The sequence below is a fragment of the Segnochrobactrum spirostomi genome, assembly GCF_009600605.1.
GTDB classification, from domain to species: Bacteria; Pseudomonadota; Alphaproteobacteria; order Rhizobiales; family Segnochrobactraceae; genus Segnochrobactrum; species Segnochrobactrum spirostomi.
This window is the reverse complement of the sequence record NZ_VWNA01000001.1, coordinates 659653-678606: the sequence shown is the minus strand read 5'-3', so window position 1 is coordinate 678606 and position 18954 is coordinate 659653. Positions and strand designations below refer to the sequence as shown.

The following is an 18954-nucleotide window of genomic DNA, read 5'->3' as shown; positions in this document are numbered from 1 at the left end:
GGCGCGGGCATGGCGGCCTGGTTTGAACGAACGCTGGTCGGCGAGGGCATCGATCTCGTCGTCGAGCCGGCCGTTCACCGCTTCTTCCGCGCCAACCTCTACCGTGTCCGCGGTCGGGATGCCGACCTCCAGATCGATTTCGGCACCGGCCTTAAGAGCTTGTCCGCGGCCGTTCCGGACGAAGGGCGGCCGGTCATCGCGCTCGCGACCCACGTCCACGTCGATCACGTCGGCTCGTTCCATGAATATGCCGACCGTCTCGGCCACGCCGCCGAGGCCGAGGCCTTCGCGACCATGGCCGACGACGGCACGCTCGCGCATCTCTATCGTGCAATCGCCGAGCCGGTCGCCGCGGCGCCGTCACCCGGCTGGACCATCGCCGACTATTCCATCGCCCCGGCGCCGCTGACGCGCGTGGTCGGAGAGGGCGACACGATCGATCTCGGAAACCGGCGGTTCACCGTGCTGCACCTGCCGGGCCATTCGCCGGGTTCGATCGGCCTTCTCGACGAACGCGACGGCACGTTCTTCTCCGGCGACGCGATCTATGTCGGCACCCTCGTCGACGATCTGCCCGGCAGTGACCGCGCCGTCTATGCGGCGACGATGGAGCGGCTGCGGAGGCTCCCGGTCGGCATCGTCCACGGCGGCCATGGTCCCGCCTTCGACGCCGCCCGCATGCGCGCGATCGCGGAAGCCTATCTCGCCTCGATCGGGGCTTGACGGCGCTCCTACTGCGCCGCCGCCTGCTCGTAGCTTTCCGACAATTCGAGCCAGCGCTCCTCGGCGGTTTCGAGCGCCTTGACGGTGTCGGCGCGCTCCTTGGAGAGCTTGGTGCCGCGGGCGGCGTCCTTGGTGAACAGGGCCGGGTCGGCGAGCGCCGCGTCGAGCTTGGCGATGTCGGCGCGCAATTTCTCCATGGCCTTCTCGATCGCCTGGATCTCCTTGCGCAGCGGGGCGAGCTGGGCGCGCTTCTCGGCCGCGTTGCGGCGGCGGTCCTGCGCGCTTTCCTTCGCCTCGTCCCGTCCCTCGGCGCGGCCCGGACCGGCGCCGGCGCGGGCGAGCACCAGGCGGCGATAATCGTCGAGATCGCCGTCGTAGGGCGCGACCGTGCCGTCAGCCACGAGCCACAGCCGGTCGGCGCAGGCTTCGAGCAGGTTCGGGTCGTGGCTGATGAGGATGACGGCGCCGTCGAAATCGTTGATCGCCTCGACGAGGGCGGCGCGGCTGTCGACGTCGAGATGGTTCGTCGGCTCGTCGAGGATGAGGAGGTTGGCACCGTCGAAGGTGGCGAGGCCCATCAGCAGGCGCGCCTTCTCGCCGCCGGAAAGTTCTCCCGCTGGCGTGTCCATGCGGTCGGTGGCGAGCCCGAACTGGTCGACGCGGGCGCGCACCCTGGCCTCCGGGGCGCCGACCATGCGGCGTCGCACGTGGGCGACGGCGCTCTCGGAGGGGATGAGTTCGTCGAGCTGATGCTGGGCGAAATAGGCGACCTTGAGCTTGGAGGCGCGCACGAGCGTGCCGTCCTGCGGCGCGAGCTTGCCGGCGATCAGCTTGGCGAAGGTCGATTTGCCGTTGCCGTTCGGGCCGAGCAACGCGATGCGGTCGTCGTCGTCGATGCGCAGGGTGAGGCGTGACAGGATCGGCTTGCCGGGTTCGTAGCCTGCCACGACCCGCTCCGCGGTCAGGATCGGGGGCGCGACCCGGCCCTCGGCCTTGGGGAACACGAACGGCTTCACCTCGCCGTCCACGATGGCTGCAATCGGCTCCATCTTCTCGAGCCGCTTCAGGCGGGACTGCGCCTGGCGTGCCTTGGTCGCCTTGGCGCGGAAGCGATCGACGAAAGATTGCAGGTGCTTGCGCTCGAGTTCCTGCTTGTCGGCCGCCTTGCGGGCGAGGATCTGCGCTTCGCTGCGCTGGCGCTCGAAGCTGTCGTAGCCGCCGCGATAGGAGACGAGCTTGCCCTGATCGAGGTGAACGATGGTGTCCACGACCCGGTTGAGCAGGTCGCGATCGTGGCTGATCAGGATGACGGTGTGCGGGTAGCGGCCGAGATAATTCTCGAGCCACAGCGTCCCTTCGAGGTCGAGATAGTTGGTTGGCTCGTCGAGGAGCAGGAAGTCGGGTTCGGCGAACAGGACGCCGGCGAGGGCGACGCGCATGCGCCAGCCGCCGGAGAACGATCGGCACGGCCGCTGTTGGGCGGCCGCATCGAAGCCGAGGCCGGAGAGAATCGCACCCGCGCGCGCCTCCGCCGAATGCGAGCCGATATCGGCGAGGCGGAGCTGGATCTCGGCGATGCGCTGCGGGTCGGTCGCCGTCTCGGCCTCGGCGAGCAGCGCCACGCGCTCGCGGTCGGCCTTAAGCACCACCTCCATCAGCGTCTCGTCGGTGCCGGGCGCCTCCTGGGCGACTTGACCGATCTTGAGCCCTCGGGCCAGCGCGATCGCTCCCGATTCCGGCGCAATCTCCCCCGTCACGAGCTTGAACAGGGTCGTCTTGCCGGTGCCGTTGCGGCCGACGAGGCCGATGCGCGCACGCGATGGCACCACGAGCGAAGCGTGGTCGATCAGGGTGCGGCCGGCGATGCGGTAGGTGACGTCGGAGATCGAGAGCATGGCGGCGATAAATGCCGTCTCGTCGCCTCCGGGGCAAGCGCCGTGCGCGGTTCGCCGCCACGCCTCGGTGCGGCGATGCGCGGGCACGCCCCTCGGATCGCTGCCCTTCGGTCAAAACTCGTTGACTTGCGGACCTTTAGCATTCCTTTCCCGGCGCTGGCCATGGACGCCTCGCGCGCGATCATTCTATGACACCGGCTGGGCGATCGGCCAGCAAAGGTCCGGTTCGTCGCGCAGCGCGCCTTGGAGAACGATGCCTCTTTCCGGTCGTCCCACCGGTTCGCGTTTTCCGCGGATCGCCGCCCTCATCCTCTTGCTGCTTCTCGTCGGGTCCGGCTTGTGGCTCTCCGTCGAACAGCGCACGACCGTGCATTGGGTGCGTCACACCATCGAGGTGCAGAACCACCTCTCGGAGCTCAAGGTGCTCCTTCTCGATGCGGAATCGGCGCGCCGCGGCTTCATCATCCGCCGCGATCCCGACGAGGAGAGCCGCTATCGCAGCGCGGCGGCGCGCATCCCGACTGGCCTCGACGAACTCGAAAAGCTCACCGCCGACAATCCTCGCCAGCGCGCCACGCTCGCCACGCTGAAGCCCGCCATCGCCACGAGCCTCGGCAATGCGGAGAAGATCGTCGGGCTCATCAAATCCGACCAGCGCGGCGCCGCCGGCGAGGTGTTCTCGAGCCCGGCCAACCAGGATACCCTCCAGGAGATCGCCGCCTCGCTCGCGGCGATGCGGGCGGAGGAAGACCAACTGCTCGCCGAGCGGGCTGTGCGCGCCGATCGACTCGTCACCATCCTCCAGATCGGCATGGTGCTCGTGGGGCTGCTGATCTGCGCGCTCGCCTATGTCTATATTCGCGACGTCCGCGAGCGCATGATTGCGTTGCAGAAGGCGAACCTCGATCTCGTGACCGAGGCGCGCGAGCGCGCTGCCGCCGAGGCGCAGGTGCGGCAATTGCAGCGGCTCGAGACGCTGGGCCAGCTCACCGGGGGCATCGCCCACGATTTCAACAACATGCTGGCGATCGTGATCGGCTTTCTGGGGATCGCCAAAAGGCGGATCGCGGGCAATGCGCTCTCAGCTGCGGATCAGGCGATCGACAACGCCATGGACGGTGCCCGGCGTGCCGCGACGCTCACGGCCCGCCTGCTCGCGTATTCCCGCCGTCAGCCGCTCGAGCCCAAGGTGCTCGACGTCAACCGGCTCGTCGGCGGCATGTCCGATCTCCTGCGCCGGGCGATCTCGGAGCCGGTCTCGATCGAGATCGTGCAGGGCGGCGGCTTGTGGCGCACCTTCGCCGACCCGGCGCAGCTCGAAAACGCGCTGCTCAATCTCGCGGTGAACGCGCGCGACGCCATGCCGGGCGGGGGGCGCCTCACCATCGAGACGGCAAATGCCTTCCTCGACGAGGCCTATGCGCGGGCACACGACGAGGTCGCCGCCGGCCAATATGTCATGGTCTCCGTGACCGATACCGGCACCGGCATCCCGCCCGACATCATCGACAAGGTGTTCGAGCCGTTCTTCACGACGAAGGGGGTCGGGGAGGGGACCGGGCTCGGGCTCAGCCAGGTGTTTGGCTTCGTCAAGCAATCGTCGGGTCACGTGAAAGTCTATTCCGAGGTCGGTCACGGCACCTCGGTGAAGATCTATCTGCCGCGCCACACCAGCGAGGAGGCGGATCTGTGGGGCGGCACGCCGGCGGACAGCACCGTTCCCGCCAAGGGCAGCGGTCAGCGGATCCTGGTGGCCGAGGACGAGCCGGCCGTGCTCGCCTCGACGAGCGAGGCCTTGCGGGAGCTCGGCTACACGGTGATCGCTGCCGGGGGCGCCCGGGAGGCGCTGCGCCGGCTCGAGGTCGAGCCCGACATCGATCTGCTCATGACCGATGTCGTCATGCCGGAGATGAACGGGCGCCAGCTTGCCGAGGCGGCGCTGGCGCTCAAACCCTCGCTCAAGGTGCTCTACACGACCGGCTATACGCGCAACGCCGTCGTCCACAACGGCGTGCTCGATCGCGGCACGGCTCTGCTCCAGAAGCCGTTCACGCTCGAGGAACTCGCCCGCAAGGTGGACGAGACGCTGCGTTGAGCCGTTGCCGCGGACAAGCTCGGCCTAGCGGGCGGCGACGGCTTCGAGCTCGACCAGCCAGCCGGGGTTCACCAACCCGACCACTTGGCAGCGGGTGCGCGCGACGAGATGAGGGTTGTCCGCCGTTCCGAAGACCTCGGCATAGGCGCGGGAGAAGCCCTCGCTGTCCATCCGCCCGCCGAGCGCCGGATCGCCCACCAGAAGGGCGCGCAACTGCACCAGATGGCCGAAGCCGAGCCCGAGCGAGGCCAGCGATGCGCCGAGCTCGCGCAGCGCCCCGACGGTCTGGGTGTAGGTGTCGCCGAACGCCGCGATGCTGTCGGCGGGGGCCGCGGCATCGATCACCGGCGGCGTATGGCCGCTGAACACGATCAACTCGGTGCCCTGCCGCACCCCGGCGGCGAGCAGGAAGGGCAGCGCCCCGCCGGATTTCAGCCGGGAATCGCCCGATTGCGGCCCCTGGCCGTGATTGCTCTCGGGGAAGGGGTAGCGGGTGATGGCGCTCATCGGATCTCGTCTCCAACAATCCGGGACGCGGCCGATCAGCCCCCGGCGGGTCGGACGATAGCCGGTCGACCGTTCGGCCGGAACCCAAGACCGGGCCGCTGCCCCGCGCCGTACTCAGAGGCGCTTCGTCATGAACACCCGCGGGAAGCCGTCCTGAACCGCCCGATGGGTCTCGACGAAGCCGAGGCGACGGTAGAGGGCGATGTTCGCGGCCATCTTCTCCTGGGTATAGAGCCGCACCTCGTGGTGGCCCCGCGCCCGCGCCGCGGCCTCGGCGAAGGCGATGAGGGCGCGGCCGACGCCGCGGCCCTGGGTGGCGGGGTCCACGGCGACGTTGTCCAACAGAAGGTGATCGGCCGCGTCGATCAGCACGACGAGGCCTGCGATCGTCCCGCCGCTCCCGGCGACGAACAGGTGCCCGGCCGCCTGATGGGCGGCATAATCGTCGAACAGCGGCGCCGGCGGCTTGTCGACCACGCCGAGATGAACGGCATAGGCACGTTCCACCAGCGCCTTCGCGGCTGGCACGTCGGCTTCGGTCGCCGGTCGGATGGCGAGGGGGCCGTCGGCGGCGCTCATGCCGGGACCGGCTCGACGCGGACCCCGCGGCCCGTCAGCCGCTGGAACACCAGGAGATCGAGCGACGGCGCCTCGCCGGTGATCCGGGTGAGCAGCGCGTGCGCCTGGCCGCGGTGGTGGGTCTGGTGGTTGAAGAGGTGGGCGATGGTATCGCCGAGCCGCTGCTCGATGATCATGGGCGTCGAGAGGGTGCGGTAGCGGATCGTCGCCGCGATCGTGTCGGCATCGAGCCCGGCGACGAACGCGATGAGCCGCGCGTCTTCGACCGCGCGCGCCGCGCGCAAGGCCTCGAAGGTCGGGCAGACGATCGCATCGAGCGGATCGCGCGGACCCTGCTCGCCTTGGAAGCGGGCGAGCCAGACCCGGTCGGTGACGACGAGATGGTTGAGGGTACCTTCGAGCGAGCGGAAGAAGGCGCCGTGGTCGGCCCGGTAATCGGCCTCGCTCAGGGCCGCGACGGCCTCGTACAGGCGGCCGTTGGCCCAGGCGTTGTAGTCGGCGAGAAGGGCGAAGGTCTCGAGCACGGCCGTTCTCTCCCTCGGAGATTTGCGCGCCCTTGGAGATGCGCGCGGGTTGGGCTACGCAGGCGGCTCGGTTCCCGGATCAGATCGGAACGAGCGATGGCTGCGACGCGATATCGTTGGTTCGTGGTGTTCCTCTTGTTCGCCGTCACGGTGGCGAACTATGTGGACCGCTCCGCCATCGCCTATGCGATCCCCGCGATCAAGCGGGAACTGGGGCTTTCGCCCGGAGACGTCGGCACGATCCTCGGCGCCTTCGGACTCGGCTACGCGGTGACGACCCTGTTCGGCGGTTTCGCCGTCGATCGCTACGGCGCGCGGTTGGTGCTCACCGTCGCGGTCGCGCTGTGGAGCCTCAGCATCGGCGCGACGGCGCTCGCCTCCGGCGTGATGTCGTTCTATCTCGCCCGCACTCTGCTCGGCGTCGCGGAGGGCCCCAACTTCCCGGCGATGAGCGGCGCGATCAATGTCTGGCTCGCGCCGCGGGAGCGGGCGACCGCCCTCGGCGGCGCCCTGGTGGCGGTGCCGATCGCGCTCGCCATCGGCGGACCGATCGCGAGCACGCTGCTCGTCTGGTTCGGCTGGCGCGGCGCGTTCGTCGCACTGTTCTTGCTGTCGATCGCCTGGGTGCCGCTGTGGTGGCTGTGCTTCCGCGACGATCCGGCGAAATCCGGCCGCGTCGATGCCGCCGAACTCGCCCGCATCAAAGGCGAGGGCCCGTCGCGGCCGAGCCGCCACGGGCCGCTGCGCCTCGCCGATATCGGCGCGCTTTTGCGCAACCCGACGCTGCTCGCCAACGATTGGGCGTTCTTCGTCTTCGGCTATTTCCTGTTCTTCTTCATGTCGTGGCTGCCGAGCTATCTCGTCGAAGCCTACGGCCTCGACATCAAGGCGGTCGGCCTCTTCACCGTGCTGCCCTGGGCGGCGGCGGCCGTCGCCCTCATCGCGGTCGGGCGGCTCTCCGATTATCTGCTCCAGGCGACGGGCCGGCTGCGGGTGGCGCGATCCTACATCATCGTCGCGACGCAGCTCGTCACTGCGCTCGCCGTCGTGCCGGTCGCCTTCACCCACGATCTCGGCGTGGCGATCGGGGCGATCACCGTGGCGGTCGCCGCCTCGATGGGCGGCAACGCGGCCTATGCGGCGACCAATCTCGACGTGACGCCGGGGCGCGCCGCCTCGGCGTTCGGCATCATGGAATTCGCCTTCGCGCTCGCCGGCTTCGCGGCACCCGCCATCACCGGCTGGGTGCTCGGCCTACGCGGCTCGTTCGAGGACTGCTTCCTCTTGATGGCCGCGCTGGCGCTGTCGTCGGTCGCCGTCGTGCTCCTGTTCCATCATCCGGATCGCGATCGGGCGTGACGGCGGACGGATCGGCGGTGCGGACGGCATTCTGCGGCTTGCCGTGCACGGAGGCGCCGGGCTATACGTCCGCCACCTCGAATTCGCACCCAATATAGCCAAGATCCGACGGAGACCACGATGGCGATCGAACGTACCTTTTCGATGATCAAGCCGGACGCGACCAAGCGCAACATCACCGGAAAGATCGTCGACCGTCTGGAATCGGCCGGCCTCAAGGTCGTCGCCCAGAAGCGCATCCAGATCACCAAGGCCCAGGCCGAGGCGTTCTACGGCGTGCACCGCGAGCGTCCGTTCTTCGGCGAGCTCGTCGAGACGATGACCTCCGGCCCGGTGGTCGTGCAGGTTCTGGAAGGCGAGAACGCCATCCTGAAGAACCGCGAAGTGATGGGCGCCACCAACCCGGCCCAGGCGGCCGAGGGCACCATCCGCAAGGACTTCGCCGTGTCGATCGGCGAGAACTCGGTGCACGGCTCGGACGCGCCGGAGACCGCCGCCCAGGAGATCGCCTTCTTCTTCGCGACGAGCGAGATCGTCGGCTGATCGACACTTGATCGCTGACCGCATTTTGCAGCCGGCCGCTCGCCGCGGCCGGCTGTTTCTTTTTCCGCCAGGCGCTGCTCAGAGCGCGCCGGGAAGGCGGCGGGCGCGCCAGAACGGCTTGTCCGACCACCGCGTCTCGGCGGTGTAGAGCGCCGCGCGGAGCCTGAGGTTCGCGGTGAAGCGGGCGAACGCCTCCGCCTGATAGGCGGGAAAGGCCCCCGCGTCGCCGCGCTGCCGGCCCGCGATCGCCGCGCCGGCGGCGAGGCCGTCCATCAGTGCCTTGGTGATGCCCTGCGCGGTGAGCGGATCGCAACTCCACGCCGCGTCACCGACGGCGATCCAATCGGGCCCCGCGACACCGCTCAGGATTGCGGAAGGGGCGCTCGCGCCGCCGACCGAGACGATACCGGTCGGCCGTGCGGCGGCGATCGCCGGACCGACGAGCCGCGTCGCCTCGAAGGCGCGCCGGAGGCTCGCGGCGGTCCTGAGCGACAGCCCGGTGTCCGCCAGCACGTCCCGGTCGGTCGCAAGCATCGCCACCATGCGGTCACCGGGGATGCGCGTCGCATACCACCAGCCATAGGATACGGCTTCGAGAACCGTCCGCGCCGCCGTCACCGCGGCCGGTTCGAGGGCGAGCACGACATAGCGCACCATCAGCTCGTCGACGGGATTGCGGGCGATCCGCAGCCGCCGGAGCGCGGCGGCGCCGACCCCGCTCGCATCGACGAGCAGGGCCGTCTCGATCGTCTGGCCGGCTTCGAAGGCGAGGCGGAAGCCCCCGGCATGGGACCGCCGGATATCCTTGAGGCGTCCGGCGGGTAGGACCGGGATGCCGCGGGCGCGGACCTCGTCGCGCAGCGCCGCGTCGAAGGCGGCGCGGTCGAGGTGCCAGCCGGCCCCGTCGGGATCGAACATCGCATCGTTGTAACCGGGCTCGTCCTTGCCCCAGAGCGAGGTCGAGCCCGAGCTCTCGAGCGGGCGGAGCGCCGCCGTCCGCTCATAGGCGCCGAGCCGCTTGAGCAGGCCGAGCGCGAACGCCGGGATGCTCTCGCCGATCCGGAACGCCTGCTCAGCCCCGCGATCGAGCACGACGACGCCCTCGAGGCCGGCCATCTGCAAAGCGAGGGCGGTGGCGCAGCCCGCGACCCCGGCCCCGACGATGGCGATCGCGACCCGGCGCGCGGCCCCGTGATCAGGGGGCGGGCGGAACATTGTAGGTCGGCCAGCCCGCGACTTTCTGGTCCGGCGTGGTCTCGAAGAAGCTCGCCACTTCGAGGAAGGGATCGTCGGCGGACGCGGGACGGGCGGCGGGATCGAGCCGGCTCGCCTGCACCACGAAGCCGACCTTGTACCAGTTCAGCACGAAGTCGCGCTGCACCTGGAAGCGGCCATGGAGGGCCGGATAATGGGTCTCTGTGCCGGCGCCGCGCACCGCATAGACCTGCTCGCCCGGCGTCCAGCCGTTCGCCGGATCGAAGTGCGAGAGCGCCTGCGGGTGGACGATGTAGGGCCGCTCCGCCGGCCACGACCAATAGAGCGTGGTGTCGTTGTTCGGATTGGGGAAGGGCGGGTGGACGGTGCACTGGTTGAAGTCGGTCAGCCACGGCACGGCCATGAACTTGGTGAGGTCGCCCGGCTCGACCGGCGCGTCGCGGAAGGGCACGTAGCCGACGCCGAGGAAGGGGTGGTCCTTGCGCGCCTTGGAATAATCGAGGCTCGCCGCATTGATGCGGAAGGGACCACATCCCGCCTTGCGCCAATCGCGTCGGAAGAGGTGGGTGTCGAGGATCACGAACGGATATTGGAGGCCCGGATTCATTCGGCCGGCGACGCCGTTCACGAGGGTCACGCGGTCGAGATTTTCCCCGGTGCCGAGCGCCTTGCGGGGCGTCGCCGACAGTTCCTTGCGATGCCACTGATGCAGCATGAAATATTGCGTCGGCGTGATCGACAGGAACGGCTTGCCGGCCGCGCCGAGCGACAGCGGCATCAAGGGCGCGCCGACCGCGTCCTGCGAGGGCACGAACGGGTTGCGGATCAGCGACTTGAAGTTCGGCAGCTTCGCCGTCGGGTCGTCGGCGGGCTTGATGTCGCCGATGGCGTCGTGGGCCATCACCGCGTAACGCGGCAGATGGATGTTCCAGCGCAGCAGCTTCACCGCCTGGAACAACGGTCGGATGTCCTCGTCGAAGACCGGACGGAACCCGGGCATGTAGCCCTTGCCGTCATGGAGTTCCGGCACGAGGCCGAGTTCGCGCACGAAGACGTCGTAGACGTCGTCCCAGACGGTGACGACGTTGCGGATCTGCGGCGCGAAGCCGGGCGCGCCGGCGAGCGCCCACGCCCCGACCACCGTTTCGACAGAGCCGTCCTCGAACACGATCGTCGCATCGACCGGGCCGTCCGAGACGTCGTCGAACCAATTGTCGTGCTCGATGAAGATCGGGCTGCCTTCGAGCGAGGGCGGCTTGCCGTCCACCATGATGCCTGCGGCATTGCCGAAGCCGGGCGCGAAGATCAGCCGGCCTGTCTTCGCCTCGATACGGATGTCGCCGAGGCTGTCGAGCGGCCGCAGCGGCAGGTCGAGCGCGAAATGGTCGGCGGGGAAGCTCTTCGGATAATCGGGCAGCGCCGCGACGGTGCCGTCCGCCGCGACGGCGCTCGCCGGCGTCGCCATGTCGAAGGCGGCGACCTTGCCGGCGTCCCCGCGGGCCGAGAGCGCCCGAGGACCGGGATCGATCACCAGCGTCGCGAGCCGCTTTTCGTCGTCGAGCGGCCCGTCCTTCGGGCGGCGGATAGGCGGCGTCTTGCCGTCGCGGAAGAAGCTCAGGTTGACCTCTTCGGCGCCCTGATTGTGGGAATAATTGTTGAGCTTCTTGTTGGCGACGTGGACGGTCCAGACGATGTCCTTGACCGTCTTGCCGCCGATGGTGCTGCCGAGGACGATTTCCTCGCCTTCGCCGGTGGGCCAGCCGGCGTCGGAGTAGGCGTAGATGCGGTAGCGGGTCGCTTGGCGCTTGAGGCGGCCCTCGGCGTCGCGGAAGCCGTGGGCGTCGAGCGGGGCGCCGGTCACGGGGTCGAGCGGCAGGCCGCCCCATAGGGCCTCGCCATTCGTCGCGAGCTCGCCGGCGCCGGTTTCGGGGGCCAAGTAGAAATCGGTGCTGTTGCCGACCCGGGCGAGCCCCATCGCCGGGTGGATGCGGAACACTGTCCGTTGCGGCGCGGCGGCTTCGCTCGCGTCGGCCGGCGCGGGCGTCAGGGCCTTGAGCGGCGCGGCCACCGCGACCGTCGTCGTGGCGGCGCCCTTCAGCAACGCACGGCGATCGAGACCCGACGCGCTGCGATCCGGACCGCTTTCGCGATCCCGGTCGTTCTTGCGATCCATGGAATGCCTTCCCCAAAAAGGTCGACCATCATCGTCATGGAAGTGCTATCGGGCCGCACTCACGCGAGCAAGCGCCCGCGACGCTCGCCGCGGTTGAGCCTGTGCGTCGCGCCGGCGCGCCGTTTGCCCGCGAGCCGGCCGCGTGGGATAGAGGGGGACGAAGAGGTCTCTCCCCATGAACACCGTCGCTGTCCGCCGCTCCGTCTGCCCGCACGATTGCCCCTCGACCTGCGCGCTCGAAGTCGAAGTCCTCGACGAACGCACGATCGGCCGGGTGCGTGGCGCCGCCGACAACGCCTACACGGCCGGGGTGATCTGCGCGAAGGTCGCCCGCTACGCCGAGCGCAACCACCATCCTGACCGGCTGATGACGCCGCTCGCGCGCACCGGCCCGAAGGGGTCGGGTCAGTTCCGCGAGATCGGCTGGGACGAGGCGCTCGACCGTATTGCCGACGCCTTCAAGGAGGCCGCCGCCCGTCACGGGCCGCAGGCGGTGTGGCCCTATTATTATGCCGGCACGATGGGGCAGGTGCAGCGCGACGGCATCAACCGGCTACGCCACGCGCTCGGCTATTCGCGGATGTTCGACACCATCTGCACCAACACGGCCTGGACCGGCTGGATCGCGGGCACCGGCCGGCTCGCCGGACCCGACCCGCGGGAGATGGCGAAGGCCGACGTCGTCGTGATCTGGGGCACCAACGCGGTCTCGACCCAGGTCAACGTGATGACCCACGCGATCCGCGCGCGGAAGACCCGCGGCGCCAAGATCGTCGCGGTCGACGTCTATCGCACCGAGACGGTGAAGCAGGCGGATGTCGGGGTGATCCTGCGGCCCGGCACGGATGCCGCGCTCGCCTGCGCGATCATGCACGTCGCCTTCCGCGACGGCTACGCCGACCGGGACTATCTCGCCCGCTTCGCCGATTGCCCGGAGGAGCTGGAGGCTCATCTCGCCACGCGCGATCCCGCTTGGGCGGCGGCGATCACCGGCCTTTCGGTCGAGGAGATCGAGGCGGTCGCCGCCCTGATCGGCCGCAACCGGCGCACCTTCCTGCGCCTCGGCTACGGCTTCACCCGCGGCCGCAACGGCACGGTCGGCATGCACGCCGCCCAGTCGATCGCGACCGTGCTCGGCCTCTGGCAATATGAAGGTGGCGGCGCCTTCCACAACAACGGCGCCATCTACGGGCTCAACAAGACGATGATCGAGGGGCTCGACATCGTCGATCCCGCGACGCGGCAGCTCGACCAATCGCGCATCGGCGCGATCCTGGAAGGCGATCCGGACGTTCTGTTCGGCGGCCCGCCGGTCACCGCAATGCTGATCCAGAACACCAATCCGATGACGGTGTGCCCGGAGCAGACGCGGGTCCGCCGCGGCTTCGCGCGGGAGGATCTCTTCGTCGCCATCCACGAGCAGTTCATGACCGACACCGCCCGCATGGCGGACATCGTTCTGCCGGCGACGACCTTCGTCGAGCACGACGACGTCTATCGCGGCGGCGGCCACCAATACATCCTCTACGGGCCGAAGCTCGTCGAGGCGCCGGGCCAGTGCCGGACCAACCACGAGGTGATCGTCGCGCTCGCCGAGCGCCTCGGCGCCGAGCATCCGGGCTTCGCCATGAGCCCGCGCGAGCACATCGATTGGATGCTGAAGGCGTCGCGCCGCGGCTCGCTCGCCGAGCTCGAAGCGGTCGGCTGGAGCGAATGGCAGCCGCCCTTCGAGGAGGCCCATTATCTCAACGGCTTCGCCTATCCGGACGGCAAGTTCCGCTTCAAGCCGGACTGGACGGCGATCGCTGCGCCGAACAACGGGCCGATGGGGCCGTGGTCGGCGCTACCGTCGCTGCCGGATTATTGGCCGGTGACCGAAGAGGCGACGGCCGATGCGCCGTTCCGCCTCGTCACCGCCCCGGCACGCTCCTTCCTCAACACGAGCTTCAACGAGACGCCGTCGTCAGTCGCCAAGGAAGGGCGGCCGACGGTGAAGATCCATCCGGACGACGCCGCGGCGCGCGGCATCGCCGAAGGCGATCTCGTCCGCCTCTTCAACGCCCGGGGCAGCGTGCGTCTCCACGCGGAGATCTTCGCCGGGCTGAAGCGGGGCGTTCTGGTGACGGAAGGCCTCTGGCCGAACACGGCCTTCGTCGACGGCGCGGGGATCAACACCCTGACCGCCGCCGACCCCGTCGCGCCCTATGGCGGCGTCGCCTTCCACGACAGCCGCGTATCGCTGGAGAAGGGGTGAGGCTCCGCCGGAGCTATCGAAGAGGTGGCGTCAGGTGGTACACTACGCCGCCAGATCGGAGGCCATGATGCCCCGCCTTGTTCAGCTCGACGAAGACCTCGATGCGCGTGTCGCGGAGATCGCGCGCGCCCGCGAGCTTTCGCCCGACCAGGTCGTACGCGAAGCCGTGTCTGAATTCGTTGCCCGTGAGGATGCCCACGAAGCGTTCGGTCGGGAAGCGGTGGCGTCGTGGGAAGCCTATCTGGCGACCGGCCGTCATCTCACGTCGGAAGAAGTGTTCGATTGGCTGCGGACTTGGGGGACCGATCGCGAGACCGGTATTCCCGAGTGTCACGACTGATCGTCACCGAGCATGGGGCGCGGGGTCTGGCGCGCTGCCGAAAATTCCTCGCTGCTGAAAATGCGATCGCTGCCGAACGGGCGGCACTCAGGATCGAACGGTCTTTCCGCCTGCTTCAGGCCTCGCCACATATCGGCAGACCCTATCGCGGCTTCCCCGCGATGCGGGAGCTCATCATTCCGTTCGGTCACACTGGCTACGTCGCGGTGTATCGCTATGAAGAAAGCCTCGACACGGTCTTCATCGTGGCGTTCCGCCATATGCGCGAAGCCGGGTATTAGCGCGGCCTCGCGCCCTCACGCCTGTCCGTAGGGCGGGGTGGGGATGGCCTGGTGGGCGTCGCGTAAGGCGCGCGACCAGCGCTGGCGGAGGTCGGCGAAATAGGCGTCGTCGGAGCCGATGCGGTGGCGCAGCGCCGATTGCAGGGCGTCACGCCGCACCATCAGGGTGTCGATCGGCAGCCCGACGCTGAGGTTCGAGCGGATCGTCGAATCCATCGACAAGAGGCCGAGCTTCAGGGCGTCGTCGAGATTGGTCTCGAACGTCGCCGCGCGGTCGAGGATCGGCTTGCCGTATTTGTGCTCGCCGATCTGCAGATAGGGCGTGTCCTCGGTCGCCTCGATGAAGTTGCCGGCGCGATAGACCATGAAGAGGCGCAGCCGGCCGCCTTTGATCTGGCCGGCGACCAGCATCGTCACGTCGAAGCTCGCGGCGCTCTGCTCGAGCGCCCGGCCGTCGACGCGGTAGACTTCGCGGATCGCGCGGCCGACGAGTTGGGCGGCGCGGAACATCGAGGGGACCGAGTAGATCGTCTCCGTCTCGCCGGTCTCCGCGTCCTCGAACCCTTCGGTGACGAGGGTGACGACCGATTGGGTAATCGCGAGATTGCCCGAGGTGGCGATCGCCACGACGCGGTCGCCCGGCCGCTCGAAGACGTGCAGCTTGCGATAGGTGGCGATGTTGTCGAGGCCCGCATTGGTGCGGGTGTCGGAGATCATCACCAGTCCGTCACGGACAAGAATGCCCACGCAATAGGTCATGTTCGCATCTCTCGCGCCGCCGCCGCCGGTCCTCCGGATCTGCCGATCCGATCGCGACAAGCGCCGGTAATGTTCGATCGGGGGCGCGTCCCGGTCGGCGGAGATCCGCCGAACCGGAGCGCGCTCGAAGGCTGTGGTCGTCGCAGGCCGCCGGGCGGAGCGGTGCGGCACTCTTGCCCGTCCGCGCCATCGCCTTCAAGGCGTGCCGCCGCAAAAACGGCGGGAGACGCCCCTCGAGCGCCGGCCCCGGGGGGTTACGACGTCGCATCGGTTTGACTGGGAATGAACCCGGCGGACCAAGAGGTCCGAGCGCACTCCCGTTCTTCCCGTCATCTTCCCCCGTGTTCTTGAGCACGGGTTCGATCGTCCTCAGCTAGACTATTGAGCTTGGCTCTGGCTGGTGGGGCGGCCGCCAGCCGAATGGGCGCGAATGATCTGCGTCAGGGTTTCGCCCTCGCCGCCGGTGCGGGCGCCGCGGATCGGCGCCGCACCGAGCCAATCGAGCCCGATCCCGAGCCGGACGTGATCGTAGGTCGGGCATTGCCCGTCCGACGGATCGAACGCGATCCAGCCGAGCCCCTCCGCATACCCTTCCGCCCACGAATGGATGGCGCGCACGCTCTCGACATCGTCGCGCCGACGATAGCCGCAGACGAAGCGCGCCGGAACCCCGGCCCGCCGTGCCGTCGAGACGAAGAGGTGGGCGAGATCCTGCGCGCTCGCCTCATCTTCGCCCGCTTCGATCTCGCCGGCATGACGGGTCGGCGCGGGTGGGTTCTCGGTCGCTTCGAAGCGCTCGTGCAGCGTCTTGTTGAGGCGGTGCAGAAAATCGAGCCGGTCCACCGCGCCGGCGAGCACGCGGTCGGCGAACTCGGCGATCCGCGGCGTCGGTTGGGTGAATTCCGTGTCGCGCAGGAACACCGCGACCGGCAGCCGCTCCACCGCCTCGCGCACCACGCCCGCGGTGTCGTCGGTCGCGACCTCCCCGCTCGCGATCACGCTGAAGCTCTCGATCGGCCCCTCGATCGAGACAGAATGGGCGATATTGCCGAAGCCGTCGTCGATCCGCGTCAGCCGGCCGTCGCTCGACACGTCGAGCCGCCAATCGACGATGAACTGGCCTTGATGGTTCTGGGGGGTGAGCCGCAGCACCTCGATCGCCCGCTTCGGCGCGGATTTATAGCGATAATGGATCTCGTGGCTGATCTGCAGGCGCATGATCGGTGCGTCTCGCTCAGGTCAGATATTGTTCGGTGATCGCCATGCCGAGCTTGTTGTTCTCGGTGACGAAGTCGATGAGGAACGCGTGGAGCCCGGCGGCGGTGATCGATGAGATGTCGTTCGCCTGCAGCCGCGCATGGGTCGCCCGGGCGATGCGCTGGCTCGGCCCCTGGCGGCCATAGGACCGCGACAGGGATTCGAGGTGGCGCGTCACGTTCTCGTAGCAGGCCGCGAGTGAGCGCGGCATCTGACGGCGCAGGATGAGGAGGTCGGCGACCTTCTCCGGCTTGATGTTGTCGCGATAGACGAAATGGTAGCTCGTCAGCGCCGACACCGAGCGCAGGATCGACGAAAGCTGGAAATAATCGAGGCTCGATCCGGCGATTTCGCCCTCATGGTGGCTCAAGGCGTCGCGCTTGGCGTCGAGAATGCGGGCGGTGGCGTCGGCGCGCTCCTGGAATACGCCGATCTGGAAGAAGTCGAACGCGTCGTCGCGCAGCATGGTGCGGTAGGCGGAGCCGTCGAAGCGCAGGCAGGCCTCCTTCACGAGGGTCAGGAACTCCGTGAGCTTGGACCGCGTCAGCGCGGCGCCCTGGAAGCGCTTCACCTCGATCCACGCGCCGTTGATCGCCTCCCACATCTCGATGGTGAGGGCGGTGCGCACGGCGCGGGCGTTGGCCCGGGCGATTTCCAGGCAGGAGCGGATGCTCGAGGGGTTCTCGGCCGAGAAGACGAGGAAATCGACCACGCTCTGCTGGGTCGCCTCGCCGTTGAGCCGGGCGAACAAGTCCTCGGCACCGGTCGAGGCGACGGCCGATTGCCAGGGGCCGCCATCGGGGCCGTAGCCCGCGGGCAGCGTCGACATGCGCGCGGCCGCATCGACGATGCGGGCGGTGTTCTCGGCGCGTTCGGCGTAGCGGGCGAGCCAGTAGAGGGTATCGGCGGTGCGGCTCAACATCGGGGCGGATTCCGTTGAGGAGAGGGGCGAGACGGCCTTGGGCCGGGTCGGCTGCGGTCGGCGATCCGGAGTTAGGCCGGGTCCGCGACGATCCAGGTGTCCTTGGTCCCGCCTCCCTGGCTGGAATTGACGACGAGCGATCCCTCTTTCAGCGCGACGCGGGTGAGCCCGCCCGGCACGATGCGGACCTTGTCCGACCCCGTCAGCACGAACGGGCGCAGATCGACGTGGCGCGGCGCCACGCCGGATTCGACGAAGGTCGGGCAGGTCGAGAGCGCCAGGGTCGGCTGGGCGATGAACTCGTCGGGCTTGGCGATCAGCTTGGCGCGGAACGCCTCGATGGTGGCGCGGTCGGCGTGGGGGCCGACCAGCATGCCGTAGCCGCCGGATCCCGAGACCTCCTTCACGACGAGTTCGGAGAGGTGGTCGAGCACGTAGGCGAGGGCGTCCGGCTCGCGGCAGCGCCAGGTCGGCACGTTCTTCAGGATCGGCTCCTCGCCGAAATAGAAGCGCACGATCTCCGGCATGTAGGTGTAGATCGCCTTGTCGTCGGCGACGCCGGTGCCGACCGCGTTGGCGAGCGCGATGTTGCCCGCGCGATAGGCGCTGACGAGGCCCGGCACGCCGAGCACCGAATCGGGGCGGAACACCAGAGGATCGATGAAATCGTCGTCGAGGCGGCGATAGAGCACGTCGACCCGGCGCGGCCCTTCGGTGGTGCGCATGTAGACGATGTTGTCGCGCACGAAGAGGTCGCTGCCCTCGACGAGATCGACGCCGAGGCGGTCGGCCAGGAACGAGTGCTCGTAATAGGCGCTGTTGTAGGGGCCTGGGGTCAGCAGCGCGACCGTCGGGTTCATCGGCGCCGACGGCGGCGCAATGGAGCGCAGGGTGGCGAGCAGTTCGTCGGGATAATTCTCGACGGGCGCGATGCGGTGATCGAGGCAGAGATCGGGCAGGAGGCGAATCATGACCTCCCGGTTCTCCAGCATGTAGGAGACGCCCGAGGGGGTGCGGGCATTGTCCTCGAGCACGTAGAAGGTCTCGGAATCGACCCGCACGATGTCGATGCCGGAGATCGGGATGAAGATGCCGCGCGGCGGCATGAAGCCCGCGACCTCGGGCCGGAAATAGGGGTTGCGGTAGACGAGGTCGGCCGGGACGACGCCCGCCTTGACGATCTCGCCCGGCCCGTAAACGTCGGCGAGGAAGGCGTTGAGGGCCTTCACCCGCTGCTCCAGCCCTTTGGCGAGGCGCTGCCATTCGGACTGGGTGATGATGCGCGGTACGATGTCGAACGGGATCAGGCGCTCTTCCGCCGCGGCGTCGCCGTAGACCGCGAAGGTGATGCCGATGCGGCGGAACAGGACTTCGGCTTCCCGGTGATAGCGCTGGAGCTGTTCGGTGCTGGTGTCTCGGAGCCAGTCGTTCACGTGCTTGTAGCCCGGACGGCACGCCTCGCCGATGCCGGCCATCTCATCGAACGCCACTTTGCTCATGCCACCCGTTCCCATCCGCGTGTACGCCG

General features: G+C 68.7%; 17 protein-coding genes. 7 read left to right on the top strand and 10 right to left on the bottom strand.

Annotated elements, in window-relative coordinates:
- The first annotated feature begins 9 nt into the window (after positions 1 to 9).
- Positions 10 to 723, top strand: coding sequence for an MBL fold metallo-hydrolase (locus F0357_RS03110; RefSeq protein WP_153478625.1), 714 nt, complete (start codon positions 10 to 12; stop codon positions 721 to 723).
- A gap of 8 nt (positions 724 to 731) precedes the next feature.
- Here F0357_RS03110 and F0357_RS03105 read toward each other — a convergent pair whose 3' ends face one another.
- Positions 732 to 2618, bottom strand: a complete 1887-nt coding sequence (locus tag F0357_RS03105) for an ABC-F family ATP-binding cassette domain-containing protein (RefSeq protein WP_153478623.1) — start codon at positions 2616 to 2618, stop codon at positions 732 to 734.
- A gap of 253 nt (positions 2619 to 2871) precedes the next feature.
- On the opposite strand from F0357_RS03105, the gene F0357_RS03100 reads away from it, so the two are divergent.
- Positions 2872 to 4713 (top strand): CHASE3 domain-containing protein, encoded by a 1842-nt coding sequence (locus F0357_RS03100; RefSeq protein WP_153478621.1) that lies wholly within the window; start codon positions 2872 to 2874, stop codon positions 4711 to 4713.
- A gap of 24 nt (positions 4714 to 4737) precedes the next feature.
- Here the strand turns inward: F0357_RS03100 and F0357_RS03095 are convergent, their stop codons facing one another.
- The 3 genes from F0357_RS03095 to F0357_RS03085 all read right to left on the bottom strand — a co-directional run bounded on the left by F0357_RS03095 (position 4738) and on the right by F0357_RS03085 (position 6323).
- Positions 4738 to 5220, bottom strand: coding sequence for a Rid family hydrolase (locus F0357_RS03095; RefSeq protein ID WP_153478619.1), 483 nt, complete (start codon positions 5218 to 5220; stop codon positions 4738 to 4740).
- A 114-nt stretch (positions 5221 to 5334) separates the two neighbouring features.
- Positions 5335 to 5799, bottom strand: coding sequence for a GNAT family N-acetyltransferase (locus F0357_RS03090; protein WP_153478617.1), 465 nt, complete (start codon positions 5797 to 5799; stop codon positions 5335 to 5337).
- On the bottom strand, positions 5796 to 6323 hold the full coding sequence (locus F0357_RS03085) for a DinB family protein (RefSeq protein WP_312861431.1): 528 nt from the start codon (positions 6321 to 6323) through the stop codon (positions 5796 to 5798). The genes F0357_RS03090 and F0357_RS03085 overlap by 4 nt, the downstream gene beginning before the upstream one ends.
- A gap of 96 nt (positions 6324 to 6419) precedes the next feature.
- Between F0357_RS03085 and F0357_RS03080 the strand changes: the two genes are divergently transcribed.
- Together F0357_RS03080 and ndk are read left to right on the top strand one after the other, a co-directional pair.
- A complete protein-coding gene (locus F0357_RS03080; protein ID WP_153478614.1) occupies positions 6420 to 7682 on the top strand; it encodes an MFS transporter in 1263 nt (420 codons plus the stop codon).
- 120 nt (positions 7683 to 7802) lie between these two features.
- On the top strand, positions 7803 to 8225 hold the full coding sequence (gene ndk / locus F0357_RS03075) for a nucleoside-diphosphate kinase (RefSeq protein ID WP_153478612.1): 423 nt from the start codon (positions 7803 to 7805) through the stop codon (positions 8223 to 8225).
- 78 nt (positions 8226 to 8303) lie between these two features.
- Here ndk and F0357_RS03070 read toward each other — a convergent pair whose 3' ends face one another.
- Positions 8304 to 9440, bottom strand: coding sequence for an NAD(P)/FAD-dependent oxidoreductase (locus F0357_RS03070; RefSeq protein WP_153478610.1), 1137 nt, complete (start codon positions 9438 to 9440; stop codon positions 8304 to 8306).
- Positions 9421 to 11613, bottom strand: a complete 2193-nt coding sequence (locus F0357_RS03065; RefSeq protein ID WP_208948188.1) for a LodA/GoxA family CTQ-dependent oxidase — start codon at positions 11611 to 11613, stop codon at positions 9421 to 9423. Before F0357_RS03065 ends, F0357_RS03070 begins: the two co-directional genes overlap by 20 nt.
- A 175-nt stretch (positions 11614 to 11788) precedes the next feature.
- Between F0357_RS03065 and F0357_RS03060 the strand changes: the two genes are divergently transcribed.
- The 3 genes from F0357_RS03060 (at position 11789) to F0357_RS03050 (ending at position 14488) form a co-directional block, all read left to right on the top strand.
- Entirely contained in the window at positions 11789 to 13867 is a 2079-nt protein-coding gene (locus tag F0357_RS03060; RefSeq protein WP_153478608.1) for a molybdopterin-containing oxidoreductase family protein, read from the top strand.
- 64 nt (positions 13868 to 13931) lie between these two features.
- Entirely contained in the window at positions 13932 to 14207 is a 276-nt protein-coding gene (locus tag F0357_RS03055) for a CopG family ribbon-helix-helix protein (protein ID WP_208948187.1), read from the top strand.
- Entirely contained in the window at positions 14195 to 14488 is a 294-nt protein-coding gene (locus F0357_RS03050; RefSeq protein WP_312861430.1) for a type II toxin-antitoxin system RelE/ParE family toxin, read from the top strand. The genes F0357_RS03055 and F0357_RS03050 overlap by 13 nt, the downstream gene beginning before the upstream one ends.
- A gap of 15 nt (positions 14489 to 14503) precedes the next feature.
- Here F0357_RS03050 and F0357_RS03045 read toward each other — a convergent pair whose 3' ends face one another.
- From F0357_RS03045 to F0357_RS03030, 4 genes are all read right to left on the bottom strand, one after another.
- Positions 14504 to 15247 (bottom strand): proteasome-type protease, encoded by a 744-nt coding sequence (locus F0357_RS03045; RefSeq protein ID WP_153478606.1) that lies wholly within the window; start codon positions 15245 to 15247, stop codon positions 14504 to 14506.
- Positions 15248 to 15625: 378 nt separating this feature from the next.
- Entirely contained in the window at positions 15626 to 16465 is an 840-nt protein-coding gene (locus tag F0357_RS03040; RefSeq protein ID WP_153478604.1) for a transglutaminase family protein, read from the bottom strand.
- Positions 16466 to 16481: 16 nt separating this feature from the next.
- Positions 16482 to 17426 (bottom strand): alpha-E domain-containing protein, encoded by a 945-nt coding sequence (locus F0357_RS03035; RefSeq protein ID WP_153478602.1) that lies wholly within the window; start codon positions 17424 to 17426, stop codon positions 16482 to 16484.
- A gap of 71 nt (positions 17427 to 17497) precedes the next feature.
- Positions 17498 to 18925, bottom strand: a complete 1428-nt coding sequence (locus F0357_RS03030; protein ID WP_153478600.1) for a circularly permuted type 2 ATP-grasp protein — start codon at positions 18923 to 18925, stop codon at positions 17498 to 17500.
- Positions 18926 to 18954 lie beyond the last annotated feature (29 nt).